Consider the following 25,565-nt stretch of genomic DNA (forward strand, 5'->3'; position numbering starts at 1 on the left):
GGTTTTATAGGGTTTGTCCGGACAATAACCGATTGACAAGGGAGTCTTGCCGGATTCATTATTTGTCCGGACATTCATGTACGGACAAATTGTACGGCGGACATGAAGTCGCCGGGCAACAAATCAGTCGGTTCTTGCAGTTCTCTTCCAAAATTCGGGGGTTCTCATGAGCAAGGTACTTGCAGTGCTCGCGGCCGCGGCGGTAGCAGCCGGGCTAGGCGCAAACGCACAGGCGCAGCAGAAACTGGTGGTCGCCGGCTACGGCGGCTCGTTCGAAGACATCATGCGCAAGGACATCTTCCCGCCCTTCGCCAAACAGCACGGCGTCGAGCTGGATTACGTTGCCGGCAACTCCACCAACACCGTCGCGCGCCTGCAGGCGCAAAAGAGCAACCAGCAGATCGACGTCGCCATCATCGACGACGGTCCCATGTACCAGGCCATTGCGCTGGGCTTTTGCGAACCCATCAAGAACCTGCCCGCCGACGACATCTACACCACGGCGCGCTACAAGGACGACAAGGCGGTTGCCATCGGCATCGTGGCCACCGGCATCATGTACAACAAGAAGGTCTTCGACGAGAAGAAATGGGCGCCGCCCACGTCGTGGAAGGACCTGAAGGATCCCAAGTACAAGAAGCAGCTCGTCATCCCGCCGCTCAACAACACCTACGGCCTGCACACGCTGGTGGAATATGCGCGCGAAGGCGGCGGCGGCGAAAAGAAGATCGACCCTGGTTTCACCACGTTCAAGAACGAAGTCGGTCCCAACGTGCTGGTCTATGAGCCCTCGCCCGGCAAGATGACCGAGCTCTTCTCCAGCGGCCAGGCCACCATTGCGGTCTGGGGCAGCGGCCGCGTCAAGGCGTTTGCCGACACCGGCTTCCCCGTCGGCTTCGTCTACCCGCAGGAAGGCGCTTACGCACTGCTCTCGTCCGTGTGTCCGATCGCCAAGTCCAACGCCAATCCGAAGGCGCAGGCGTTCGTGGAATACCTGGTGTCGCCTGAGGTTCAGGAGAAGCTTGCCTCGGCTTACGGCTACGGTCCGGTCAACAAGAAAGCCAAGGTGGCTGACGATCCCCGCGTGCCCCTGCCCATCGGCAAGCGCGCCGCCGATCTCATCGTGATCGACTGGGACACCGTCAACCAGAACCGGGACGACTGGAACAAGCGCTGGACGCGGGAAATCGAGCGCTGACTGCGTGTGCATAAGGGCGGCGCTGGCGCCGCCCACCGGGAGCTTTCATGACCTATCTCGTGCTGGACCGCCTGAGCAAACGCTACGGCGACACCACTGCCGTTGAAAACCTGAGCCTGTCCGTGAAGCAAGGCGAGTTCATCTCGTTGCTGGGGCCTTCCGGCTGCGGCAAGACCACCACGCTGCAGATGATCGCGGGCTTTGTCGAGCCCTCCGGCGGCAGCATCGTGCTGAACGGCAAGGACGTCAGCAAGGTGCCTGCCAACAAGCGCGGGCTGGGCATGGTGTTCCAGAACTACGCGCTCTTTCCGCACATGACCGCGGCCGAGAACGTGTCGTTCGGCCTGGAGATGCAACGCGTCAAGAAAGACGAGCGGTTGGCCCGTGTGGCCGATGCGCTCAAGCTCGTGGGCCTGTCGCATCTGGCCGACCGGCATCCGGCGCAGATGTCGGGCGGCCAGCAGCAGCGTGTCGCGCTGGCACGCGCGCTGGTCATCCGTCCCAGCGTGCTGCTGCTGGACGAACCGCTCTCCAACCTGGACGCCAAGCTGCGCGAAGAAATGCAGCTTGAACTGCGCAGCATCCAGCGCACGGTCGGCACGACCACCATCCTCGTTACGCACGACCAGTCCGAGGCGCTGGCGCTGTCGGATCGCATTGTCGTGATGAACCAGGGCCGCGTCGAACAGGTGGCCGAACCGTTCGCCGCGTACGAAGGCCCCGCCAGCCATTTCGTCGGCGGCTTTCTGGGCAAGGCCAACGTCTTCACCCCGCAGGCCGAGCAGTACGAAGGCGAGATGCGCGCCCGCATCGGCGAGGCGCATATCGGTCTGGAAGGTGCGCCCGTGCCGCAAGGCGCCGTGATCGTGCGCCCCGAAAAGATCCTGTTTTCCGAACCCGCGGCCTGTGCATTGCCCGGCCGCATGAAGACGCGCGTGTTCCAGGGCAATCACTGGCTGTGCCAGGTGGAAACGTCGGTTGGCGAAGTCATGGTGATCCGTCAGAACGACGGGGTGCCGGTGCCGGCCGAAGGCGAGCCCGTGCATCTGCGCTGGCGCGCGCAGGACATGTGCACCGTCGATCCGGCCGCTGCGCCGCAAGGTAAAGCGTCATGACCGCGCGCACCAATCCGTGGGTGCTCAGCGCGCCGGCGCTGGTGGTGTACGCCACGTTCCTCGTGGTGCCGATGGCGCTGGTGTTCCTGATCAGCTTCTTCGACTTCCAGTTCTATGGCGGCATGCAGGCCACCTTTACGTTGAAGAACTACATCGAGATCTTCTCGGACGGCTACTACTACGAGATCTACGCGCGCACGTTCGGCGTCGCCGCCGCCGTGACGGTCGCGTGCCTGGTGCTGGGCACGGCCGAAGCCTACGTACTGTCGCGCATGGCCAATCCGTGGAAGGGCCTGTTCCTGATGGTGGTGCTGGGGCCGCTGCTGATCTCGGTGGTGGTCCGCACGCTGGGCTGGGCACTCCTGTTCGGCTCGACCGGTCTGATCAACAAGGCGTTGATGGGCATCGGGCTGATCTCAACGCCCATCGACCTCATGTACAGCAACCTGGGCGTGGGCATTGCCCTGACGCACGTGCTGGTGCCGTTCATGGTGATCGCGGTGTGGGCATCGCTGCAGCGGATCAATCCCGCGACCGAGGCCGCCGCGCTGTCGCTGGGCGCCAGCCAGTTCACCGTGATCCGGCGCGTGATCGTGCCGCAGGTGATGCCCGGCATTCTGTCCGGCGCGATCATGGTGTTCGCGATGGCAGCCAGCTCCTTTGCCACGCCGGCCATCATCGGCGGACGCCGCTTGAAGAACGTGGCCACGGCCGCGTACGACGAATTCCTGAACACGCTGAATTGGCCGCTGGGCGCGGCGCTGGCCGTCGTGCTGCTGGTGGCGACCGTGGTGGTGCTTCTGTCCGCCAACCGCATCATCGAGCGCCGCTACGGCGCGGTGTTCAACCAGGCCGGAGGCTGACATGCAATTTCGCAACGGCCCCATCGGCCTCGTCTTCCACACGCTGTTCATCCTTTTCATCCTGGCGCCCATCGTCATGGTGTGCGCGGTGGCGTTCACGTCCGAAGGCTTCATCTCGCTGCCGTCCGGCGGGCTGTCGCTGCGCTGGTTCCGCGCCATCCTGGACAACCCGCGCTTTGTCGATGCGTTCTGGTTCAGCCTGGGCCTGGGCACGCTGTCGGCCACGCTTGCCATTGCACTGGCCGTGCCCAGCGCGCTGGCCATCGCGCGCAACCGTTTTCCCGGTCGCGAGGCGCTGGTGGCGTTCTTTCTGTCGCCGCTGATGATTCCGCACGTCGTGCTGGGCCTGGCGTTCCTGAAGTTCTTCACGACCGTGGACCTGGCCGGCACGTATTTCGGCCTGGTGGTGGCCCACGTGATCCTGGTCATGCCGTACGCGCTGCGGCTGGTGCTGGCGTCGGCGGCGGGCATCGACCCGGCGCTGGAGCGGGCGGCGCAATCGCTGGGCGCGTCCAACTGGACGGCCTTCCGCCGCGTGGTGCTGCCGCTGCTGTTGCCGGGCGTGGTGAGCGGCTGGGTGATCGCGTTCATCACCAGCTTCGATGAGCTGACGATGTCGATCTTCATCGCCTCGCCGTCCACGACAACCTTGCCGGTGCGCATCTTCCTGCATATCGAAGACACCATCGACCCGCTGGTCACAGCCGTGTCGGCGGTGCTGATCTACGTAACCATCATTGCCATATTCATCCTGGACCGCGCCGTCGGTCTGGAGAAGCTGTTTGTAGGAAAGGGACGCTGATGACGGACGAGAAAGAACTGGCGCCGCGCGCGCCCGTGCACCGCGGCATCTACGATGCGGTGGTGATCGGGGGCGGGTTGGTCGGGTCGGCCGTGGCCTACGGGCTGCGGCGCGAACTGGACCACGTGGCCGTGCTGGACGAGGGTGACGTGGCCTACCGGGCCTCGCGCGGGAACTTCGGGCTGGTGTGGGTGCAGAGCAAGGGGATGGGGCTGCCGCGCTATGGCGTGTGGACCATGACCTCGGCCAAGGGTTGGCCGCAACTTGCTGCCCTGCTGCAGGAAGAGACCGGGGTCGACGTGCATCTGGAGCAGCGCGGCGGCCTGCACGCGCTCTTGAGCGACGAAGAGGTCGAGGCGCGCACGCGCTTCATGACCACGCTGCTCGCGCAGCCGGGCATGGCGCAGTACGACTGGAAGATGCTGGATCGCGCCGAAGTCGCGGATCTGGTGCCGGGCATCGGCCCGGAAGTGCGCGGCGCGACGTGGACGCCGGTGGACGGCATTGCGAATCCGCTCAAGCTCCTGCGCGCGTTGCACATGAGTTTTGCACAGCGGGTCGTGGATTACCTGCCGCAGCGTCCGGCGCAGAGCATCCGGCTGCGTGACGGCGTGTTCGATATCGCCACCCCCAGTGGCACGGTGCGCGCGCACAAGGTGGTGCTGGCCTCGGGGCTGTCCAACAAGCAGCTGGGCGAACAGGTGGGACTGGACGTGCCGGTGCGCCCGCAGCGCGGCCAGATCGTCGTGCTGGAGCGCACGCGCCGCATGCTGGAAACCCCCTTGTCCACGCTGCGCCAGACCGACGAAGGCACCTGGCTGATCGGCGACTCGCAGGAAGAGGCCGGCTATGTGGACAACCTGGTGGGCCTGCCGATCCTCGGCACGCTGGCCGACCGCGCGGTCCGCACGCTGCCCGCGCTGCGCGACGTGCGCGTGGTGCGCAGCTGGGCGGCGCTGCGCGTCATGTCCAAGGACGGCTTTCCGATCTATCAGCAATCCGAAACGTGCCCGGGGGCCTTCGTCGCCACCTGTCACAGCGGCGTGACGCTTGCTGCCGCGCACGCGCTCAATCTGGCGCCCATGATCGCCGCCGGCAGCCTGGCCGACGACATGGCGCCCTTCTCGACCCGGAGGTTTCATGTTCAAGCGGCTTGAAGAGGCGCAGCGGCAGGCGCAGGGCGCGCCGGTGCGGGTAACGGTCAATGGGGCCGAGATGCTTTGCCGTCAGGGCGACAGCGTCGCTGCGGCCTTGTTTGCGGGTGGCGTGCAGGCCTGTCGCGATACGGCGGTCAACGAGGTGCCGCGCGGGCCGTACTGCATGATGGGCGTCTGCTACGACTGCCTGGTCACCATCGATGGGCAAGCGAACCAGCAGGGCTGCATGACGCCCGTGCAGGAAGGAATGAAGATCGAGCGCCAGTTGGGTGCGCGCAAGGTGCAGGCATGATCGACACGACGCAATGCGATTTGCTGGTGGTGGGCGCAGGCCCGGCGGGTCTGGCGGCGGCGACGCTGGCCGCCAACCTGGGCGTGGACACGGTGCTGCTGGATGAGCAGCCCGCGCCGGGCGGCCAGATCTACCGCGCCATCACCACCACGCCCGTCACCGACCGCGGCATCCTGGGCGAAGACTACTGGCATGGTGCGACGCTGGTGCCGCCGTTCCAGCAGTCCGGCGCGCGCTACGTGCCGGGCGCGACGGTGTGGGCCGTGGCGCAGCGCACGGCGCCCGAATCAGCGGAAGGCTTCGAGGTGGCGTATTCGGTAGGAGGCGAGGCGCGCATCGTGCACGCGCGCCGCCTGCTGCTGGCCACCGGCGCGCAGGAGCGGCCGTTTCCGATTCCGGGCTGGACGCTGCCGGGCGTCATCACGGCGGGCGCAGCGCAGATCCTCTTGAAGTCTTCTGGGGTGGTGCCGTCCGATCGCACGGTGCTGGCCGGTTGCGGACCGCTGCTGTACCTGGTGGCCTGGCAATACCTGAATGCAGGCGTGAAGGTGGACGCGCTGCTGGAAACCACGCCGCCCGGCCGCATGGGGCAGGCGTTGCCCAAGGTCTGGGGATTTCTGCGCTCCCCGTATCTGGGCAAGGGGCTGAAGCTGCTGCGCGCGGTCAAGGCCGCCGTGCCCATCGTCAAGGGCGTGACGGCGCTGGAAGCGCTGGGCGACGGCAAGCTGCAAAGCGTGCGCTACACCGCCGGCGGCGTCACCAAGACGCTGCCCGCCGATCAGCTGATGCTGCATCAGGGCGTGGTGCCCAACGTGAACCTGTCGCGCGCCGTGGGCGTGGCGCATCGCTGGAACGACGCGCTGGACTGTTGGGAGCCGGAGGTCGACGAGTGGGGCACGACGGCGGTGGACGGCATCGGCATGGCTGGCGACGGCGCGGGCATCGCGGGCGCGGTGGCGGCCGAGCACCGTGGCCGGCTGGCTGCCTTGCAGGCCGCGCATCTGCTGGGCCGCATCGACGCGCGCAAGCGCGACAGCGAGGCTGCCGCGCCGCGCGAGGCGCTGGCGCGGGCCGTGCGCGGGCGCGAGTTCTTCGACACGCTGTACAAGGCGCCTGAGGCGTTCCGGCGCCCCACCGGCGACACCATTGTGTGCCGCTGCGAGGAAGTCACCGCCGCGCAGGTGCGCGAGACCGTCAAGCTGGGCTGCAGCGGTCCGAACCAGATGAAGGCCTTCCTGCGCTGTGGCATGGGGCCGTGCCAGGGCCGCTTCTGCGGGCTGACGGTGGCCGAGATCATTGCCGAGGAACGCGGCGTGCCGACCGAGGAAGTGGGCTATTACCGGCTGCGCTTTCCGACCAAGCCGCTCACGCTGGGCGAACTGGCCTCGTTGCCGCAGACCGACGATTCGCGTCAGGCCGTCGTCCGCCTGAAGAAATGACGGGTGGACGCCATGACCGTGCAATCGCGGGCGGCTGAAGTCATCATCATCGGGGGCGGGCTGCACGGCAGCTCGGCCGCGCTGCATCTTGCGCGCGCCGGCGTGCGCGCGCTGGTCATCGAGAAGAACTATGTGGGGCGCCATGCCTCCGGCGTCAACGCGGGCGGTGTGCGCACGCTGTCGCGCCATCTGGCCGAGGTGCCGCTGGCGCTGGCCTCGCGCGAGCTCTGGTATCGCATCGGCGAGCTGGTGGACGACGACTGCGGCTTCGAGCAGCACGGGCAGGTGCGTGTGGCCGAGAACGCGGCGGATGCCGAGACGCTGCGCGCGCGGCTCAAGACCATGACCGACCACGGCTATACCCACGAGCAGTGGATGAGTCGCGAAGACCTGCTGGACCTGATTCCTGCGATTGCGCCGACGGTGCAAGGCGGCCTGATCGCGCGCGAGGACGCGGCGGCCGATCCCTACCGCACCACCCTTGCCTTTCGCATGAAGGCCGCTAGTCTTGGCGCGCAGTTCCTGGAAGGCGTGCGCGTGCAGAGCGTGGCGCGGCACGACGGCCAATGGCGTGTGGAGACGGATGCCGGCGTGTACACCGCGCCGCAGGTGTTGAACTGCGCGGGCGCGTGGGCCGACCGCATCGCCGCGCAATGGGGCGAGCCGGTGCCGCTGTTGCCCATCAGTCCCATGATGCTCGTCACGCTGCGCATGGACCACTTTCTGGATCCCGTGGTGCTGGGCACCGGCCGCGCGCTGTCGTTCAAGCAGCGCACCAACGGCACCGTGCTGATCGGCGGCGGCCGGCGTGCGTGGGTGGACCGCGACGCCGAATGGACCGAGCTGGATTTCCGCTCGCTGGCCGAAGGCGCGCGCACGGTGGTCGACCTGTTTCCGCACATGCGCGATGCGATCGTGAACCGGGGCTGGGCGGGAATCGAAGCGGCCATGCCCGACGAGATTCCCGTGATCGGCCGCAGCAGCCGGCACGAGACGGCCTTTCACGCGTTCGGGTTTTCAGCGCACGGCTTTGAGCTCGGGCCCATCGTCGGCCGCATCATGGCCGACCTGATCACGACCGGCGCGACGGACCTGCCGATCGCCCCATTCCGGATCGAACGTTTCTCGGATGCCGGCCCGGCATCCGGTTCATCCACCAAGGAGCAACACCAATGAACGATATCGTGCGCAAGGAAACGAACGAGCGCCTGTCCCGCATCGTGATTCACGGCGACACCGTGTATGTGGCGGGCGTGACCTCGAATGCGGAAGGCGGCATCGCCGCGCAGACGCGCGACGTGCTGGCCAAGATCGACGGCTATCTGAAGCAGGCGGGCACGGACAAGTCGCGCCTGTTGACGGTGCAGATCTGGCTCAAGGACATCGAGCGCGACTTTGCCGGCATGAATGCGGTGTGGGCGGAATGGACGCTGCCGAAGGCAATGCCCACCCGCGCCACGTGCGAAGCCAAGCTGGCCTCGCCTGATCTGCTGGTGGAGATCATCGTGACGGCCGCCGCGCGGCCGGCTTATGTCAGCGGGCCGACGTCTGAAAGCTGACTTCGCCGGGACGGCCCGGCAGGTTCAGCGTGGCGGTGGCCGGCGGCGTGGTCGCCACCACCTTGCCGGCGCGCAGCACCATCAGGCGCGTGGCGCGCAGGCGCAAGGCCTCCACTGGGTCGCGCGCCTGCAGCAGCACCAGGTCGGCGCGCTTGCCGACTTCCAGGCCCGTCTCGTCCAGGCCAAGAATCCTGGCGGGCGTGGTGGTGACCGCTTCAAAACAGGCGCGCATGGCGTCCTGGCCCGTCATCTGGCCGACATGCAGGCCCATGTGCGCGACTTCCAGCATGTCGCCGGAACCCAGGCTGTACCACGGGTCCATCACGCAGTCGTGGCCGAAGGCGACCGGCACGCCCGCCGCCATCAGTTCCGGCACGCGCGTCATGCCGCGGCGCTTGGGATACGTGTCGTGGCGGCCCTGCAGCGTGATGTTGATGAGCGGATTGGCAATCGCGGAGACGCCTGCCTCGCGAATCAGCGGGATCAGCTTGGACACGTAGTAGTTGTCCATCGAGTGCATGGACGTCAGGTGCGACCCCGTCACGCGGCCGTGCAGGCCCAGGCGTTGCGTGTGATACGCCAGCGTCTCGATGTGGCGTGACAGCGGATCGTCGCTTTCGTCGCAGTGCATGTCCACGCGCAGGCCGCGCTCGGCCGCCAGTTCGCACAGGATGCGCACGGATTCGGCGCCGTCCTGCATGGTGCGTTCGAAGTGCGGAATGCCGCCCACCACGTCCACGCCCATGTCCAGCGCGCGCTTCAGGTTGTCCAGCGCACCGGGGGCGCGCAGCACGCCGTCCTGCGGGAAGGCAACGAGTTGCAGGTCCAGGTAGGGTTTGACCTTCTCGCGCACGTGCAACAGCGCTTCGGTCGCCAGGAGGCGCGGATCACAGACATCCACGTGCGAGCGGATCGCGAGCAGCCCGCGCGCCACGGCCCAATCGCAATAGGCCAGCGCGCGCTCCACCAGCGCTTCCTGCGTCAGCAGGGGTTTGAGTTCGCCCCACAGCGCGATGCCTTCGAGCAGCGTGCCCGACTGGTTCACGCGCGGCAGCCCGAAGGACAGCGTGGAATCCATGTGGAAGTGCGCGTCGACAAAGGGCGAGGTCACCAGCTGGCCGGCGGCGTCCACGGTCTGCGCGGCTTCGGCCTTCAGGGCCGGTTCCAGCGCGGCGATGCGGCCGTCGGCCACGCCGATGTCGATGTTCTTGCGGCCGTCGGGCAGCGTGCAGTTCTTGATGATCAGATCGAGCATGCGAATTCCTTGCGAAAACATTCAGTTGCTGCATCCCTGTCGCGCAGCGCCTCGGGGGCGATCACCGTTCGCCCTTGCGGTAGGGCTTCATCAGGGCCTGCGGGTAGGCGGCGCGGCGCGCCATGAACACCAGGGCCAGGATGGACAGGATATAGGGCAGCATCAGGTACACCTGATACGGCAGTTCGGGCAGGCCCGGCAGCGCCGCGCCGCCCTGCTGCAGACGCAACTGCAGCGCATCGAAGAAGGCGAAGATCAGCGCGCCCAAGAGCGCCTTGCCCGGCCGCCACGACGCAAACACCACCAGCGCCACGCAGACCCAGCCGCGGCCGTTGACCATGTTGAAGAAGAACGCGTTGAACGCGGCCAGCGTCAGGAAGCTGCCGGCCACGCCCATCAGCGCCGATCCGGCCACGATAGCGCCGATACGCAGGCGCGTCACGGACAGACCCTGGCCTTCGGCGGCGGCGGGGTTCTCGCCCACCATGCGCACGGCCAGTCCCACGGGGGTGCGATTCAGCACCCACGCAAGAATCGGCACCGCGGCCAGCGCGATCAGCGTCATCGGGGTCTGCCCGGCCAGCACGGGGCCGATCAGCGGAATCCCGTCCAGGAACTTCATTTCGGCAAACGGCGTGATGGTCGGCGGCGTGGACACGCTGGGGAACGTGACGCGGTAGGCGAAGTAACTCACGCTGGTCGCAAGCAGCGTCACGCCCAGGCCCGACACGTGCTGCGACAGGCCCAGCGGCACCGTCAGCACCGCGTGCAGCAGGCCGAACACGGCGCCGGCCAGCGCGGCCGCCAGCACGCCCACGTACAGCGGCGCGCCCAGGTAGACGACCAGCCAGCCCGTGAAGGCGCCGGCCACCATGATGCCTTCGATGCCCAGGTTCAGCACGCCGGCGCGCTCGCACAGCAGCACGCCCAGCGTGCCCAGTATCAGCGGCGTGGCCAGGCGCAGCACGGCCACCCAGAAGGCCGAGGAACTCATCAGATCCATCCATTCCATGGCGTGCTCCTCAAGCTTTGTTGCGGCGCAGGCGGTACTGCGCGAATAGCGTCGCGACCAGCATGGCGAGCAACGAGGTGGCGACGATGACGTCGGCGATGTAGTTGGGCACGGCGATGGCGCGGCTCATGCTGTCGGCGCCCACCAGCATGCCGGCCACGAAGATGCTGGCCAGGATCACGCCCAGCGGATGCAGGCCGGCCAGCATGGCGACGACGACACCCGTGTAGCCGTAGCCCGGCGACATATCCAGCGTGACGTAGCTGGTGCGGCCCGCCACTTCAATGGCGCCGGCCAGACCCGCCAGCGCGCCGGACAGCATGGCGGTGCCGAGCATCACGCGGTTCACCGGCAGGCCCAGAAAGCGCGAGGCGTGGGCGTTGGCGCCCACCGCGCGCATCTGGAAACCGAAGACGGTGTAGCGGTTCAGCAGCCACAGCCCCAGCGCCAGGCCCGCGGCCCACAAGAGGCCCGTGTGGGCGCGTGTGCGTTCGATGAGCTTGCCCAGTTCCAGGTCGCCGTTCAGCGCCACCGACTGCGGCCAGCCCATCGCCATCGGGTCCTTTATCGGGCCGTCCAGCATCATCGACACGAACAGCAGCACGATGAAGTTGCCGAGCAGCGTGGTCACGACCTCGTCGACACCAAGGCGGGTTTTCATGATGGCCGGAATCAGCAGCAGCAAGGCGCCGGCCAGCGCGGCCGCCAGCATCATGCCGCCGAACAGCACCGGCACCGGCAGGTCAAAGCCCGTGCCGTCATGCAGGCCGCCCACGGCCACCGCCGCCAGCGCGCCCAGATAGAGCTGCCCTTCGGCGCCGATGTTGTAGAAGCGCGCGCGGAACGCCACGGCACAGGCCAGGCCGGTCAGCATCAGCGGCGTGGCGCGCGTCAGGGTTTCTGACAGCGCGAAGCGCGTGCCGAATGCGCCTTCGAACAGCAGCGCGTAGGTGCGGCCGACGGGGGCGCCGGCCCAGGCCACCAGCAGCGTGCAGACCGCCAGCGTGAAGAGGATGGCCGCAATCGGCGCCAGCGCCAGCGCAAGGCGGCTGGGCTCGGGGCGGCGTTCCAGGATCAGTTTCATGTGATGCTCAATAGTGAAGAAAGCCAGGCGTGACGGTGCAGACCGTCATGCCCGGGTTCCCGTCATGGCCAGGCCGACGGTGGCGGGTGTCCACTCGGCCACCGGCTTGATCGCGACCAGCTTGCCGCCGCACAGCACGGCGATGCGGTCGGCCAGCGCGAAGATCTCTTCCAGGTCCTCGGACACCAGCAGCACGCCGGCGCCGCGCGCGCGGGCGGCCAGCAGCTGCTCGCGCACGTAGGCGACCGCGCCGATGTCCAGGCCCCACGTCGGTTGATCGGCCACGATGAAGCGCGGCTCGCGCGCCAGCGTGCGGCCCAGGATCAGCTTCTGCATGTTGCCGCCCGACAGGCTGCGCGTGCGCACGTCCAGCGAGGCGGCGCGCACGTCGAACTGCTTGGCCAGCGAGGCCGCGTAGGCCTTGCCGGCGCGGGCGCGGATCAGGCCGTGGCGCGCAAAGCGCTTGTCCTTCAGGTCTTCGACGATGGCGTTTTCCCACAAGGGGCTGTCGCCGATCATGCCTTCGCCGTGGCGGTCTTCCGGAATGCGGCCCACGCGCGCGGCGGTCCAGCCGGCGGGCGTGGTGGGCGCGGCGGCGTGCTCCGGTCCCAGCCGGATCGTGCCGTCCGAGGGCTGGCGCAGGCCGGTCAGCACCGACACCAGCGCCTGCTGGCCGTTGCCGGCCACGCCGGCGATGGCCACGATTTCATGGGTGTGGACCACGAGGTCCAGGCTGTCCAGGCGCGGCGCGCCATCGCGGCTGTCGCGCACGGTGACCTGGGACAAGGTGACCACGGGCGCAGCCTGCTCGGCGGCAGTCGCGGCCTCGGCGCGCGGCATGACCACCTTGCGGCCCACCATCAGTTCGGCCAGTTCCGCGGGATTGGTGCCCGCGGTGTCGCGTTCCGCCACCAGCTTGCCCTGCCGCAGCACCGCCACGCGGCGCGACACGGCCATCACTTCGTCCAGCTTGTGCGAAATGAAGATGACCGCCAGGCCTCCGTCGACAAAGCCGCGCAGCGTGGCGAACAGATCCTGCACTTCCTGCGGCGTGAGGACAGCGGTCGGTTCGTCCAGAATCAGCACGCGGGCGCCGCGATACAGCGCCTTCAGGATCTCGACGCGCTGCTTTTCACCGACAGACAGCGTGCCGACGCGCGCGTCCGGGTCCACGCCCAGGCCGAAGCGTTGACCGAGTTCCACGAGACGCTTGCGGGCCGGGCCGCGGCCCGAGGCCAGCTTCCAGAGCGATTCGGTGCCCACCATGATGTTGTCCAGCACGGTGAGGTTGTCGGCCAGCGTGAAGTGCTGATGCACCATGCCGACGCCGGCCGCCAGCGCGGCATCGGGCCGGCCGGCGGGCAAAGGTTTGCCGAAGACTTCGATACTGCCGGCGTCGGCCACATAGTGGCCGAACAGGATCGACACCAGGGTCGATTTGCCGGCGCCGTTCTCGCCCAGCAAGGCCAACACTTCGCCCTGGCGCAGCGTCAGCGAGACATCGTCGTTGGCCGTGAGGCTGCCGAAGCGTTTGGTGATCCCCGTCAGTTGCAGGGCGAGAGGCGCTTGGTTCATCGTGCCGAGGACTTGGGTTCTTTGTCGTTGACCTTCACGGTGAAGCTGCCGTCCAGGATGGCTTTTTCCTTGGCCTGGACCTTGGCGATCAGGTCGGCGGGGATCTTCTGCTCGAAGGTGCCCAGCGGCGCGAGCGACGAGCCCTTGTGCTTCATCAGCGAATACTGGCCGAAGTCATCGGCCTTGAACGCGCCGGCCTTCACCTGCTTGAGGGCTTCTTCGATGGTCGGGATCATGCTCCACAGCGCCGAGGCCACCACCGTTTCCGGGTACTGCGGCTGCGTGTCGATCACGTTGCCGATGGCCAGCTTGCCGCGTTCCTTGGCGGCGTCCGACACGCCAAAGCGCTCGGCGTACAGCACGTCCGCGCCCTTGTCGATCATCGCGAAGGCGGCTTCCTTGGCCTTCGGGGGATCGAACCACGAGCCGATGAAGGTCACCGTGAATTCGGCCTTCGGGTTCACTTCCTTGACGCCTTCCATGAACGCGTTCATCAGGCGGTTCACCTCGGGGATGGGGTAGCCGCCCACCAGGCCGATCTTGCCGGTCTTGCTCATGCCGCCGGCGATCATGCCGGTCAGGTAGGCCGGTTCCTGGATGTAGTTGTCGAACACCGAGAAGTTGGGCTGCTGCGGCTTGCCCGACGAACCCATCAGGAAGGCGGTCTGCGGATAGTCCTTGGCGACCTTGCGGGCCGCGGCTTCAACCGCGAAGGCTTCGCCCACGATCAGCTTGTTGCCCTGCTCGGCGTACTGGCGCAGCACGCGCTCGTAGTCGGCGTTGGTGACGTTTTCCGAGAACGTGTAGTCGATCTCGCCGCGGTCGCGCGCGGCGGACAGCGCGATGTGGATGCGCGACACCCATTGCTGTTCGACCGGCACCGTGTAGACGGCGGCGACCTTGATCTTGGCGGGCGCTTGCGCCAGGGCCGCGCCCGAGAACAGCAGCGCGCCGGCAGCCGCGGCCGCCAGCTTGAGCAGGCCGCGGCGGGCGATGCCGCCGGCGGACGAAAGGGAAAGGGATTTCATGCAGGTGACTCCTACGCGGGGAAGGACAGGAAATGGAGGGATGGGGGGATGCCGCCCGCCGCACGGAGGCCGCTGCCGCCGGCGGTCGTGCCGGGCAGATCGTGCGTGAACGGGGGCGTGGGATCGGTCATCGGATGGGAGCGCCAGGCGGCGCACCCGGCCAAATGGTCGAGTTCTCAGCCTGTCCTGGCGAAGCAATATGTATGCCACGGGGCGTTCCCGCGACGAGGCGGGGAAACCTGATGGCCGGGCAGGATTATAGGCACCCTCGCGGGGAAGCGTGGCACCAGTTTGGTGCGTGGCGTCCCGATGGATGGACACCGGCGGGTCGTGCGACGCACTGCAATGGAACGCAGTGTTGCCGCGCGGACGGCAGGGTCTATGCCCCAAGCGCGAGGCCGCGCGCCTAAAATTGCGCGCATGAGCCGCGCCCGCGCCGCGCGCGGCAAGCTGGAAACCCCAATGCAAGATATTCAATTGCTGCTCGAACAGTACGGCGGGTGGCTCGTGTTCGCCAACGTCCTCATCGAGCAAGCCGGTCTGCCGGTGCCCGCCTACCCCATGATGATCGCCGCCGGCGCGCTGGCCGGCGCTGCCGGCTGGCTCGTGCCGCTGCTGGCCGCCACGGCCGCGTGTCTCATCGCCGACAGCCTGTGGTACTGGGCGGGAAGGCGCTACGGGTCGCGTCTGCTGGGCGTGGTCTGCAAGCTGTCGTTGTCGCAGGACTCGTGCATCCGGCAGACGCAGCGGCTGTACCTGCGCATCGGCGTGCGCGCGCTGCTGGTGTGCAAGTTCCTGCCGGGCGCGGGCGCGCTGTCCACCGTCATGGCCGGGCTGACCAACACGCCTTACCGCCGCTTCTTCCTCTATGACCTGGCTGGCGCGCTGATCTGGGTGGGCTCGGCGCTGCTGCTCGGCGGCCTCTTCCACAGCGTCATCAACGACGTGCTGGACATCCTGGGCACCTACGGCCCGATGGGACTGGCGGTGCTGGCGGCCGTGCTGGCGCTCTATATCGTGGCGCGCTTTCTGCGGCGCAAGATCCTGCTGCGCAGCCTGCGCGTCATTCCACGGCTATCGGTCGACGAACTGATGCAATGGCGCCAGGACGGCCGCGAGGCGCTGGTCTTCGACGTGCGGCCCGAGGCGCAGCGCGATGCCGCGCGCATTCCGGGCGCCGTGGCCGTGGACCTGAAGCAGCCGTTGCCCGCGCTGGATCCCGGCGCGATCGATTCCGACATCGTGGTCTATTGCGCGTGCCCGAATGAAGTGTCCGCCGCGCTGCTCGCCTCGCGGCTGCGCGCGGCCGGCTACCGCAAGATCTGGGCATTGCGCGGCGGCTACGAGGCCTGGGTGGAGCGCGAACAGCAGGCGTGAGGCGTCCAGGACAGCAAGCCTGGTGCGTCTTGGGCAGGCCCCACGCGTAGAGCCGCAAGCCTGAAGCGTCCAGCGCATGATCCATCGGCCGTCGCGCGTGCGCGGCGGCGTGGCCCGGGCGCATAATGCCCGCATTGGCCCGCGCCTGACGCGGGCAGCCAACAGGAGACAGGCATGCGGTTGTTGTTCTTGGGCGCCGGTGGCACCGGCGGATACTTTGGCGGACGCGCGGCGCAGGCCGGCGCGGACGTGACGTTCCTGGTGCGCGAGCCGCGCGCCGCGCGCATCCGCGAACACGGTTTGCGCATCCAGAGCCCGCTGGGCGACGCCACGCTGCACCCCAAACTGGTTACGCAGCAGACGCTGCAGGAAAGCTATGACGTCGTCGTGCTGTCCTGCAAGGCCTACGACCTGGACAGCGCCATCGAGGCTATCCGCCCCGCCGTCGGGCCGGACACCGCCGTGCTGCCCATCATGAACGGCGTGCTTCAGTACGACGTGCTGGACCGCGAGTTCGAGCCGCATCGCGTGCTGGGCGGCCTGTGCCAGATCAACGCCACGCTCGGCTCCGAAGGCGAAGTCGTCCACCTGGGCAAGCACGCCAACCTGGTGTTCGGCGAACGCGCCGGCCCCACCCGCAGCGAGCGCTGCGTGGCGCTGGAGCAGGCGCTGGCGGGCGGCGAATACGTCAGCCGCCTCAGCGAAAACATCTATCAGGACATCTGGGAAAAGTACGTCATGCTGACGACGCTGGCCGCAGCCACCTGCCTGATGCGCGGCTCGGTCGGCGAGATCGCGTCCACCGACGACGGCGTCGACATCCTGCTCGGTCTGCTGCAGGAATCGCAGTCGGTGGCCGCAGCCTCCGGTCACACCGTGCGGCCCGAGGCGGACGCCACCGTGCGCAAGCTGCTGTCGGACCGCACCCAGCCCATGACGGCCTCCATGTTCCGCGACCTGCGCCAGGGCCTGCCCGTCGAGGCCGACCACATCGTCGGCGACATGGTCCGCCGTGCCCGCACGCTGGGCGTGGACGCGACTTACCTGCGCGTGGCCTATTCGCATCTGCAGGTCTACCAGGCGCAACGCGCCGCCCGCTGATCGCGGGGGCGGCCCCTGTTCAAGCGGGGCCGCCGGGCGCACACTGATCGGGCGTGCCGCTGCTGCGTGCACGCCCGGTCAATCCCCAGCCGCCCGCCGCCATCCACCGCATTGGTGCATGGATTGCAAAGAACTCTTCCTGTTTGACGGGTTTTTCGTTCGGATTTGACCGAATAGTATGGCTTTGCCTTGAGCCGGAGCCTGTTCCGCCGCAATCGTGCGGCGCCTGTTCCCGGCCCATCCTTCCAGGAGCAAGACCATGAAAATCGCATTGATCGGCATTACCGGGCGCGTGGGTTCGCGCGTGGCAGACGAATTGCTCAAGCGCGGCCATCAAGTGACGGGCATCGCCCGCACCCAAGGCGAAGTGAACGAGCAGCCGGGCCTGACCGTCCGCCAGGGCGACGCCACCGATCCCGAAGGCCTGACCCCCATCCTGGCCGGCCACGACGCCGTCATCAGCGCCACGCGCTTCGTGTCCGCCGACGCCAAGCCGCTGCTGGCCGCCGTCAAGAACGCCGGCGTGCCGCGTCTGCTGGTGGTGGGCGGCGCCGGCAGCCTGCTGGTCGCACCCGGCAAGATGCTGATCGACACCCCAGAATTCCCCGATGCCTACAAGCCCGAGGCCCGCGCGGGCGTCGTGTTCCTGGACACGCTGCGCCAGGAAAAGGTGCTGAACTGGACCTTCCTGTCGCCCTCGGCCCTGTTCGAACCCGGCGAGCGCACCGGCACGTTCCGCGTGGGCGACGACCATCTGCTGGCCGACGACGACGGCAAGAGCTGGATTTCGATGGAAGACTACGCGATCGCCCTGGCCGACGAGATCGAGACGCCCCAGCATTCGCGCCGCCGTTATACCGTCGGATACTGATCCTCGGACGCGTTTGTTTGTAAACTGGCAGGCCGCCAATCGGCGTCATCTGAGTAGTCCTGTATGCGTAAGAAGTGGAAATCCTTGGCCGCCTGCCTGCTGGTCGCCGCCAGTTGCGTGGCAACTGCGCCGGCGCTTGCCGCCGCGCCGCAATCGAACAAGGAAATCGCCGTCGCGTTCTTCCGCATGATGTTCCAGGACCGCGACGTCGACGAGGCGGTCCGCCTGTATGTCGGCCCGAACTACACGCAGCACAATCCGTACATGCAGGACGGCGTCGGGCCGATGGTCGACTTTTTCCCGCGCTACTTCGAGCAGCATCCGCAGGCCATCGTCGAGATCAAGCGCGTCATCGCCGAGGGCGACCTCGTCATGATCCACAACCTGTGGCGCGATTCGCCGGAAGACCGCGGCCAGGCCGTGGTCGACATCTTCCGCGTCCAGGACGGCAAGATCGTCGAACACTGGGACGTCAGCCAGGAAATCCCCGAGAATCCCGCCAACAAGAACGGCATGTTCTAGGTGTCCATGATCGAACCCGTAGACCTGCCCCGCGCCTATCTCCTTCTGAACCACGGCCCGACTGTGCTGGTCACCAGCGCGCACGGCGATGCCCGCAACGTGATGGCCGCGGCGTGGGCCATGCCGCTGGACTTCAGTCCGCCCAAGATGCTGGTCGTGGTGGACAAGAACACCTGGACGCGTGAACTCATCGAAGCGTCGGGCGAGTTCGCGCTGTGCATTCCGTCGCGGGCGCAGGCGCGCGCCACGATGGTCGTGGGTTCGCAATCCGGGCGCGACGAAGACAAGTTCCAGGCCAGCGGCCTGACGACGTTTCCCGCCAGCAAGATCGGCGCGCCGCTCATCGAGGGTTGCCTGGGCTGGCTGGAATGCAAGGTCATTTCCGAACCGCACAACCAGCAGGCCTACGATCTCTTCATCGGCGAGGTCGTGGCCGCGTGGGCGGCGCCGGACGTGTTTTCCGGCAACCGCTGGCACTTTCCGGACGACGAGCGCCGGTCGGTGCACTACCTGGCCGGCGGCTCCTTCTTCGCCACCGGCGAAGCCTTCAACGTCGCCGATCCGGAGTAAGGGCCATGCGCAGTGTGTACCTGGCGGGTTTCGATGTCTTTCTGCCCGATGCCGTGGCGCACGGCGAACGGCTCAAGACCTTGTGCGCCACCTACGGTTTCGAGGGCCTGTTCCCGCTGGACAACGCCGCGCCGCCGGAACTTGCCGGGCAGGCGCTTGCAGAATGGATCTACCGCGCGAACGTCGCGCTGATCCGTCGGGCCGACATGGTGATGGCAAACCTGAATCCGTTTCGCGGCGCCGAGCCCGATTCGGGCACGGCTTTTGAAGTGGGCTACGCGATCGCCTGCGGCAAGCCCGTGTGGGGCTACACAAACCAGGCCGGCACGCTGATCGATCAGGTGGCGGTGGGGGCGGCGGCGGACGACGGCGCCTCGCGCATGGTCGACGCGCAAGGCCATACCGTCGAGGACTTCGGGCTGAATCTGAACCTGATGCTGGCGTGCAGCGCGCGCATCGTGACGGGCGGCCCGGCGGACTGCCTGGCCAGAATGGCGCGCGGCGCCTGAGTCCGGCAGCTAAGCGCGCGCCGGCTTCGCCTTTTTGGCGGCGCTGGCTGTCTTGATGGCTTTGGCCGGCTTGCCTGCGCTGACCGTCCTGGCCGCCTTCGGGGCAGCTTTGACTGCCTTGCTCATCTTGCCCGGCGCGGCGTTTCCAGACGCGCCCAGGTATCCCATGACCGCATCGACCACCGCGCCTTCCAACTGCTTGGGCGTGAAGCCCGCGGGCGGCTCGAGCGCGGCCGCGTGCACCAGCGACTCCATGATCCGCAACACCACGTAGGTCGCCAGATCCCGGTCTTGCTGCGCGACTTCGGCGCGGTGCAACTCCAGCAGATGCCGCATGCGGCGGTGGATGTCCTGGTCCGCGCGGCTGTGCTCGTGCGGCTGGTCGAACAGCGGAAACTCCCTTTCCAGTACGCGGTGCAGCGCGGGCTCCAGCAGATGCGCGTGCAGCATCGCCTGCACGATCGCGCCCACGCGCTCGCGCAGCGTGGCCGCCGGGTTGCCGTTCAGCACGTCGTCGATCACGTCCAGCATCTGGTTGTCGTGCCGGTCATGCAGCGCGGCGATCAGCGCGTTCTTGTTGGGAAAGTATTGGTAGAGCGAGCCCACGCTCACGCCCGCCGTTTCCGCGATCAGATTCGTATTGGTGCCGGCATACCCGTGTGAGGCCAGAACCTGAGCCGTGGCCTGGAGAATGGTGTCGACGGTTTGCTGCGATCTGAGTTGGCGCGGTGATTTCCGGGGCTGGGGAATGACGGTCATGAGTGAGGCAAAGGGCGAGAATCAAACGTGAGCAATGGCTCATTGAATTGGCGGCACGCGATGACAGGCCGGCCAATCGTGGTCGGGCGCCGCGGCCGCCAGGCGGCCATGGACCTGCATCGCTTCGCGCGAATTATGCCATCCGCTCATGCCCGCGATCGGGGCGCGCGCACTCGTTCAAATGCTCGTTCAACAACTCACCCTGTCGACGCCGCCCGCGGCCAGCGCAGCCGCGGGCGCGTTCTACGAGTGCGTTCAGACCGTCGCCGCCATCTCCAGCACTTCGTCGTCGATCGCTTCGGCTTGGCCGTCCTTGAGCTTTTGCAGATGGTCGGCCAGTTCAGCGATGGTCAGCGCCACCAGCCCGTGCTCGGCGGCGTAGCGATCCAGCGCCGCGCCGCGCATCATCGTGCCGTCGGCATTCATCAGTTCGCACAGCACGCCCGCCGGGCGCATGCCGGCCAGCACGGCCAGGTCCACCGACCCTTCGGTGTGGCCGCGGCGCGTCAGCACGCCGCCCGGTTGCGCGCGCAGCGGGAATATGTGGCCGGGGCTGACGATGTCGTCTGGCTGCGCCGACGGCGAGATGGCGGCGCGGATGGTGGTGACGCGGTCGACGGCGGACACGCCGGTGCTCACGCCTTCGCGCGCCTCGATCGACACGGTGAAGGCCGTGGCAAAGCGGCTCTGGTTGCGCTGAACCATCGGTGGCAATTCCAGGCGATCCAGTGTGTCGCCGGGTAGGCACAGGCAGACGATGCCGCTGCCGTCGCGGATGAGCTGCGCCATGACGGGCACGGTCAGCTTGTCGGCCGCGACGATCAGGTCCGCTTCGTTCTCGCGGTCAAAGTCGTCCATGAGGATGACGGGACGGCCCAGGCGCAGATGATGCAACGCGCGCGACAGGCGCACGGCAAAGGGCTGCGAAGCCAGGCTGGGGATGGGGGACTGCTGGGTGAAGGCAACGTTGGACATTGAAACGCTCTCGCAAAAGGATGGGGCGAAAAACGTTTCAGGGCTAATCGACAGCCGAACGCAATACGGCCAGGCAAGGCGCAAACGCGCCCGGCGCAGCCGAGTATGTGCCGGCACATCTTCTCTCATCCGGACTATGACCGTCGGCCCTGGCATCTCACCAGATCTGCTGACCCCGGCCAAAGCTTGGCCGGGCGCTCGCGGGCTCGCCACATTGCATGGCATACCGCCGGTGGGGAATTGCACCCCGCCCTGAAGACGTACTGCATGTCGTGTTAACGACCGCTCGATTGTACGCCTGTCCGCAGCGCGGGGCTGAATATGCTTATTGCGGTTGGGGTCTTGGGAAACGGGGCGACGGGCCCCGTTTTCCGTCAGGCGGCCTTGGCGGCCTCGGATGTTTCAGTTTTCGCGGTCTTGGCGGCGTTGGCTTTCCTGGCCTTGCCTGCATCGGTCTTGGTGGCCTTGTCCGCATCGGCCTTCTTCGCCTTTTTCTTGGGCAGCGCCAGCATCGTACCGCGGCAAGGCGGCGTGCCGCAGAGGCACTTGTAGCCTTCCTTCAGCGCCTTCGTGATGCGGCCGTCCAGGACCAGACCGTAGTCGTAAGACAGTTCCGTGCCGCGCGGAATGTCCTGCAGCGCCACGATGTAGACGCGCTTGCCGTGCTTGCCCTCCTGCGCCTCGCAGTTGGGCTGGCAGGAATGGTTGATCCAGCGCGCATCGTTGCCTTCGTCGCCACCGTCGATCACGCGGCCGGAGCTGAGCGCGAAGAAGAACGTGTGGAAGGGATCGTCCGGATTCGTGGGATGGCGGCGGTCGGCTTCCTTGGCGCTGATGCGCGCGCCGCCGTACTCGATGATGCGCGTGCCTGCAGGGATCTTGCGGGCGGCGAAGACGCCGTTGCCGTGCAGCTTGGAGCGGCGGACGGCATACCAGGGCTTGATCGGAGTGTCTTCGGTGGTCATTGAGGCTCGAGGGTGGCGGTGAGACGAAACAGAATTATATCGGCGGCTTTTTTGCGCGATGACAGGCGTATAGTTGGCGCCGCCTTGTCCCTTGCTTGATATTCATCATGATCGTCCGTCCGCGGCCATCCGCGCTGGCTTTGTTCTTTGTACTGCGCGGTTCCATCATTCCGCGCATCCTCAGCAGGATCATCGTCATCACGGTGCTCTCCTGCGTGGTGGTGTGGATGTACCACCGCCAGTTCTTCTCGCCCGCGCACCTGACCGCGGTGCCCTTCTCGCTCTTCGGTCTGGCCCTGTCCGTCTTCATGGGCTTTCGCAACAACGTCTGCTATGACCGCTGGTGGGAAGCCCGCAAGCAGTGGGGCGACCTCGTCGTGCAGGCGCGCAGCCTGGCGCGCGAAAGCGCCGTGCTGCTGGCGGCCAGCACCGCCAATCCGGTGCAGGAACGGCTGGTGCGGCGCTGCATCGGTTTCGGCTACGGGCTGGCGGCGCGGCTGCGCGGACAGGACATGGTCGAGGCCGTGCGTCCGTGGGTGCAGCAGGACGAACTGGATTCGCTGGCCGGCTGCCGCAACGTGCCCGATGCGCTGCTCTTGTCCATCAACCGGGATCTCGCGGCCTGCCTGCGGCGCGGGGAACTGACCGACATCCTGTATCAGGGGCTGACCCAGCGCGTGGCGCAGTGCGCCGCGATCCAGGCGGCCTGCGAACGCATCAAGTTCACGCCCTGTCCGTTCGCCTACTCGCTGCTGCTGCATCGCACCGCATGGCTGTTCTGCCTGCTGCTGCCCTTCGGTCTGGTGGGCACGCTGGAGTTTCTGACGCCGCTCGCGGTGACCATCGTCGCCTATACGTTCTTCGGCCTGGACGCGTTGGGCGACGAGCTGGAAGATCCCTTCGGCGCGGACGAAAACGACCTGCCGCTGTCGGCGCTGGCCCGCGTGATCGAGATCGATCTGCTCGAAGGGCTGGGCGTGCGGCCGCTGCCGGAGCCGGCGGTGCCCGTGGATTACGTGCTGCGCTGAGGGCGTTGGAATGCCGGCCGTGGCGATGGGGCCGCCCATCGCGACTGGCGCCGCCCCTACGCGACTGGCGCTGCCCTATGCCAATGGCGCTGCCCTACGCCGCCGGCCCAGGCCCCGGCCCCGTCAGCGGCAGCTTGGTTTCCTTCAACCGGCGCAGCACGAAGCAGGACTTGCTGTGCCGGATCCCGGGGATGCGGTAGAGCTGTTCGCGCAGCAGGCGCTCGTAGTCGCGGGTGTCTCGCACGGCGATGCGGATGTAATAGTCATAGTCGCCCGACACCAGAAACGCCTCCAGCACCTCCGGTATCTGAGCCAGCGCGCGCCCGAATTCGTACAGTGTCTCTTCGCTGTGGCTTTCCAGCGTCACGTGGACGATGACCGTGTCCATGAAGCCCAGGCTGGCCGGATCGATGTCCACCGTGTAACCGCGAATCACCCCGGCGCTTTCCATGCGCTTGATGCGGTTCCAGCACGGCGTGGACGACAAACCGACCGCCGCGCCGATGTCGTTCAGGCTGGCGCGCGCGTTGTCCTGCAGCACCTTCAAAATGGCCAAGTCGAACTTGTCGAGGTTCATTTTCTTTGATTCCTCCAAATCAAAGATGAATTTACTCCGTTCGTCCGTTATCCGTGGAAAAGAAGATAAAAATTCTTCGAATCTACCAATAAGATGGATAGCATGAACGATCGCCTGCACCCCACCGCCGCCGCCGCCCTGGCCGCCACCGAAACCGCCCCTGAAAACGGGGCGAAAATTCTGCTCGACACGCTGATTGCGCACGGTGTCGATACGGTCTTCGGGTATCCGGGCGGGGCGGTCCTGCCCCTGTACGACGCCCTGTACGCCGAGCCGCGGCTGCGCCACGTGCTGGTGCGCCACGAGCAGGCCGCCGTGCACGCCGCCGAGGGCTACGCTCGCACCACCGGCCGCACGGGCGTGGTGTTCGTGACCTCCGGCCCCGGCATGGCGAACACGACGTCGGGCCTGCTGGATGCCATGTGCGATTCGATCCCGGTGCTGTGCATCAGCGGCCAGGTGGCCACGGCGGCCATCGGCACCGACGCCTTCCAGGAATGCGACGCCATCGGCATCTCGCGTTCCGTCACCAAGTGGAACACCCAGATCCGCGCGGTGGACGACGTGGCCAGCGTGACGGCCCGTGCGTTTGAACTGACGCGCCAGGGCCGTCCCGGACCGGTGCTGGTGGATTTTCCCAAAGACGTACAGCTTGCCGTGCCGCGCGACAGCGATGGGCTTGACGCGCCGTCGCAGCACAAGCTGGCCGCGCTGCGCGCGCGCCGCCAGTCCGGCAAGCTGGCGGCCAAGCTGCCGCAGTCGGCCGTGCGCCGCGCCGCCGCGCTGATCGCGCAGGCCAAGCGGCCCATCTTTTACGGCGGCGGTGGCCTGGTGAACGCCGGCCCCGAGGCCTGCGAGGCGTTCACCGACCTGGTGCACCACACCGGCGCGCCCTGCACGCTGACGCTGATGGGCCTGGGCGCGTTCCCCGCGTCCGACCCGCAATTCGTGGGCATGCTTGGCATGCACGGCACGGTCGAGGCCAACCTTGCCATGCACAACTCCGATCTCGTCGTCTGCATCGGCGCGCGCTTTGACGACCGCATCACCGGCAAGCTGTCGGAATTCTGCCCGCACGCCCGCAAGATCCATATCGACATCGACCCCGCCTCGATCAACAAGGTCGTGCGCGTGGACGTGGCGCTGGTCGGCGACTGCCTGCCGCTGGTGCGCGCGCTGCGCGCCGAGCTGGGCGACACGCCGCTCGAGCCCGCGCGTCTGGCGCCCTGGTTCAAGCGCATCGACGCCTGGCGCGCGCAGGACTGCCTGGGCTTCACGCCCGCGCCCGACGCCATCCTGCCCCAGCACCTGATGTCGCGCCTGAACGCCGCGCTGGCGGATCGCGATGCCATCGTCTCCACGGACGTCGGCCAGCATCAGATGTGGGCCGCGCAATATCTGCGCTTTGACCGGCCGAACCGTTGGTTGACGTCCGGCGGCGCCGGCACCATGGGTTACGGCGTGCCCGCCGCCATCGGCGCGCAGGTCGCGCACCCGGACAAGACCGTGGTCTGCGTCAGCGGCGACGCGTCGGTGCTGATGAACATCCAGGAACTGTCCACCGCCATGCAGCACGAGACGCCCGTCAAGGTCGTGTTGTGCAATAACGGCTACATGGGCATGGTGCGCCAATGGCAGGAACTGATCCACGGCGGCCGCTACAGCCACAGCTACAACGCGTCACTGCCGGATTTCGTGGCGCTGGCGAAGGCCTTCGGCTGGGGCGCGGCGCGGGTGGATGACCCCGCCAAGCTGGATGCCGCGCTGGCAGAATGCCTGGCGCATGATGGTCCGTACTTCCTGGACGTGGCGGTCACGGCGCAGGAAAACTGCTTCCCGATGATGCCTGCGGGGCATGGCCACCAGAAGATGATGCTGGCCGAAGGCGTGTGGTATCAGGACGAGACGACCTGAGACGTTGCCGAAGTGGGT

At 67.2% G+C, this 25,565-nt stretch carries 26 protein-coding genes and 1 riboswitch; of the genes, 17 read left to right on the forward strand and 9 right to left on the reverse strand.

Translation table 11 applies throughout. The features are described 5' to 3' along the window. Positions 1-166 precede the first annotated feature (166 nt). Genes B3098_RS12640 through B3098_RS12680 form a run of 9 tightly spaced genes read left to right on the forward strand, consistent with a single transcriptional unit; the run spans position 167 to position 8,425 of the window. A complete protein-coding gene (locus B3098_RS12640; protein WP_056565933.1) occupies positions 167-1,198 on the forward strand; it encodes an ABC transporter substrate-binding protein in 1,032 nt (343 codons plus the stop codon). A gap of 47 nt (positions 1,199-1,245) precedes the next feature. After that, positions 1,246-2,313, forward strand: coding sequence for an ABC transporter ATP-binding protein (locus B3098_RS12645; RefSeq protein WP_191578371.1), 1,068 nt, complete (start codon positions 1,246-1,248; stop codon positions 2,311-2,313). After that, positions 2,310-3,176, forward strand: a complete 867-nt coding sequence (locus B3098_RS12650) for an ABC transporter permease (RefSeq protein WP_286896631.1) — start codon at positions 2,310-2,312, stop codon at positions 3,174-3,176. The genes B3098_RS12645 and B3098_RS12650 overlap by 4 nt, the downstream gene beginning before the upstream one ends. A gap of 1 nt (position 3,177) precedes the next feature. Next, a complete protein-coding gene (locus B3098_RS12655) occupies positions 3,178-3,978 on the forward strand; it encodes an ABC transporter permease (RefSeq protein ID WP_105236818.1) in 801 nt (266 codons plus the stop codon). Further along, positions 3,978-5,135, forward strand: coding sequence for an NAD(P)/FAD-dependent oxidoreductase (locus B3098_RS12660; protein WP_218342445.1), 1,158 nt, complete (start codon positions 3,978-3,980; stop codon positions 5,133-5,135). The genes B3098_RS12655 and B3098_RS12660 overlap by 1 nt, the downstream gene beginning before the upstream one ends. After that, the gene (locus B3098_RS12665; RefSeq protein WP_286896634.1) at positions 5,119-5,427 is read left to right on the forward strand and encodes a (2Fe-2S)-binding protein; all 309 of its coding nucleotides are present in this window, start codon (positions 5,119-5,121) and stop codon (positions 5,425-5,427) included. Before B3098_RS12660 ends, B3098_RS12665 begins: the two co-directional genes overlap by 17 nt. Next, complete coding sequence (locus B3098_RS12670; protein ID WP_286896636.1) at positions 5,424-6,866, forward strand: NAD(P)/FAD-dependent oxidoreductase; 1,443 nt, start codon at positions 5,424-5,426, stop codon at positions 6,864-6,866. Before B3098_RS12665 ends, B3098_RS12670 begins: the two co-directional genes overlap by 4 nt. 12 nt (positions 6,867-6,878) lie before the next feature. After that, complete coding sequence (locus B3098_RS12675; RefSeq protein WP_286896639.1) at positions 6,879-8,042, forward strand: NAD(P)/FAD-dependent oxidoreductase; 1,164 nt, start codon at positions 6,879-6,881, stop codon at positions 8,040-8,042. Continuing rightward, positions 8,039-8,425: a RidA family protein gene (locus B3098_RS12680; protein WP_286896643.1), complete on the forward strand. Its 387-nt coding sequence runs from the start codon at positions 8,039-8,041 to the stop codon at positions 8,423-8,425. Before B3098_RS12675 ends, B3098_RS12680 begins: the two co-directional genes overlap by 4 nt. Here B3098_RS12680 and B3098_RS12685 read toward each other — a convergent pair. The 5 genes from B3098_RS12685 to B3098_RS12705 all read right to left on the reverse strand — a co-directional run bounded on the left by B3098_RS12685 (position 8,400) and on the right by B3098_RS12705 (position 14,379). After that, complete coding sequence (locus tag B3098_RS12685) at positions 8,400-9,680, reverse strand: amidohydrolase family protein (protein WP_286896646.1); 1,281 nt, start codon at positions 9,678-9,680, stop codon at positions 8,400-8,402. The two genes, B3098_RS12680 and B3098_RS12685, sit on opposite strands and share 26 nt — an antisense overlap. Before the next feature lie 61 nt (positions 9,681-9,741). Beyond that, a complete protein-coding gene (locus tag B3098_RS12690; protein WP_056565907.1) occupies positions 9,742-10,692 on the reverse strand; it encodes an ABC transporter permease in 951 nt (316 codons plus the stop codon). Between the two features lie 10 nt (positions 10,693-10,702). Further along, the gene (locus tag B3098_RS12695) at positions 10,703-11,776 is read right to left on the reverse strand and encodes an ABC transporter permease (protein WP_286896651.1); all 1,074 of its coding nucleotides are present in this window, start codon (positions 11,774-11,776) and stop codon (positions 10,703-10,705) included. Positions 11,777-11,821: 45 nt separating this feature from the next. Beyond that, entirely contained in the window at positions 11,822-13,351 is a 1,530-nt protein-coding gene (locus B3098_RS12700) for an ABC transporter ATP-binding protein (protein WP_286896654.1), read from the reverse strand. Beyond that, on the reverse strand, positions 13,348-14,379 hold the full coding sequence (locus B3098_RS12705; protein ID WP_175125838.1) for a BMP family protein: 1,032 nt from the start codon (positions 14,377-14,379) through the stop codon (positions 13,348-13,350). The genes B3098_RS12700 and B3098_RS12705 overlap by 4 nt, the downstream gene beginning before the upstream one ends. Positions 14,380-14,841: 462 nt before the next feature. On the opposite strand from B3098_RS12705, the gene B3098_RS12710 reads away from it, so the two are divergent. The 6 genes from B3098_RS12710 (at position 14,842) to B3098_RS12735 (ending at position 19,329) form a co-directional block, all read left to right on the forward strand. After that, positions 14,842-15,756 carry a DedA family protein/thiosulfate sulfurtransferase GlpE gene (locus B3098_RS12710; RefSeq protein WP_286896655.1) on the forward strand — a complete coding sequence of 305 codons (915 nt, stop codon included), beginning with the start codon at positions 14,842-14,844 and terminating at the stop codon, positions 15,754-15,756. A gap of 174 nt (positions 15,757-15,930) precedes the next feature. Then, positions 15,931-16,857, forward strand: a complete 927-nt coding sequence (gene panE / locus B3098_RS12715; RefSeq protein WP_286896657.1) for a 2-dehydropantoate 2-reductase — start codon at positions 15,931-15,933, stop codon at positions 16,855-16,857. 259 nt (positions 16,858-17,116) lie between these two features. Next, the gene (locus tag B3098_RS12720; RefSeq protein WP_175136981.1) at positions 17,117-17,728 is read left to right on the forward strand and encodes an NAD(P)-dependent oxidoreductase; all 612 of its coding nucleotides are present in this window, start codon (positions 17,117-17,119) and stop codon (positions 17,726-17,728) included. Between the two features lie 63 nt (positions 17,729-17,791). Beyond that, a complete protein-coding gene (locus B3098_RS12725; RefSeq protein ID WP_175125834.1) occupies positions 17,792-18,250 on the forward strand; it encodes a nuclear transport factor 2 family protein in 459 nt (152 codons plus the stop codon). Next, positions 18,251-18,820: a flavin reductase family protein gene (locus tag B3098_RS12730; protein ID WP_279971382.1), complete on the forward strand. Its 570-nt coding sequence runs from the start codon at positions 18,251-18,253 to the stop codon at positions 18,818-18,820. Positions 18,821-18,825: 5 nt separating this feature from the next. Beyond that, positions 18,826-19,329 carry a nucleoside 2-deoxyribosyltransferase gene (locus B3098_RS12735; protein WP_175125832.1) on the forward strand — a complete coding sequence of 168 codons (504 nt, stop codon included), beginning with the start codon at positions 18,826-18,828 and terminating at the stop codon, positions 19,327-19,329. Between the two features lie 9 nt (positions 19,330-19,338). Here the strand turns inward: B3098_RS12735 and B3098_RS12740 are convergent, their stop codons facing one another. The 3 genes from B3098_RS12740 to B3098_RS12750 all read right to left on the reverse strand — a co-directional run bounded on the left by B3098_RS12740 (position 19,339) and on the right by B3098_RS12750 (position 22,028). Then, on the reverse strand, positions 19,339-20,088 hold the full coding sequence (locus tag B3098_RS12740; RefSeq protein WP_349677752.1) for a TetR/AcrR family transcriptional regulator: 750 nt from the start codon (positions 20,086-20,088) through the stop codon (positions 19,339-19,341). A 255-nt stretch (positions 20,089-20,343) separates the two neighbouring features. Next, on the reverse strand, positions 20,344-21,063 hold the full coding sequence (gene ribB, locus B3098_RS12745) for a 3,4-dihydroxy-2-butanone-4-phosphate synthase (protein WP_286896662.1): 720 nt from the start codon (positions 21,061-21,063) through the stop codon (positions 20,344-20,346). A gap of 113 nt (positions 21,064-21,176) precedes the next feature. Further along, a riboswitch (FMN riboswitch) is annotated at positions 21,177-21,327 on the reverse strand. 110 nt (positions 21,328-21,437) lie between these two features. After that, entirely contained in the window at positions 21,438-22,028 is a 591-nt protein-coding gene (locus tag B3098_RS12750) for an SET domain-containing protein (protein WP_218342437.1), read from the reverse strand. A 107-nt stretch (positions 22,029-22,135) separates the two neighbouring features. On the opposite strand from B3098_RS12750, the gene B3098_RS12755 reads away from it, so the two are divergent. Further along, complete coding sequence (locus tag B3098_RS12755; protein WP_175136983.1) at positions 22,136-23,056, forward strand: bestrophin family protein; 921 nt, start codon at positions 22,136-22,138, stop codon at positions 23,054-23,056. 94 nt (positions 23,057-23,150) lie between these two features. On the opposite strand, the gene B3098_RS12760 is transcribed toward B3098_RS12755, so the two are convergent. Then, entirely contained in the window at positions 23,151-23,633 is a 483-nt protein-coding gene (locus B3098_RS12760) for an Lrp/AsnC family transcriptional regulator (RefSeq protein WP_218342436.1), read from the reverse strand. Positions 23,634-23,726: 93 nt separating this feature from the next. Between B3098_RS12760 and ilvB the strand changes: the two genes are divergently transcribed. After that, on the forward strand, positions 23,727-25,547 hold the full coding sequence (ilvB, locus tag B3098_RS12765; protein ID WP_286896670.1) for a biosynthetic-type acetolactate synthase large subunit: 1,821 nt from the start codon (positions 23,727-23,729) through the stop codon (positions 25,545-25,547). Positions 25,548-25,565: the final 18 nt, after the last annotated feature.

Origin of the sequence: Achromobacter sp. UBA2119 (assembly GCF_002331005.1) — a bacterium.
GTDB classification, from domain to species: Bacteria; Pseudomonadota; Gammaproteobacteria; order Burkholderiales; family Burkholderiaceae_B; genus Achromobacter; species Achromobacter animicus.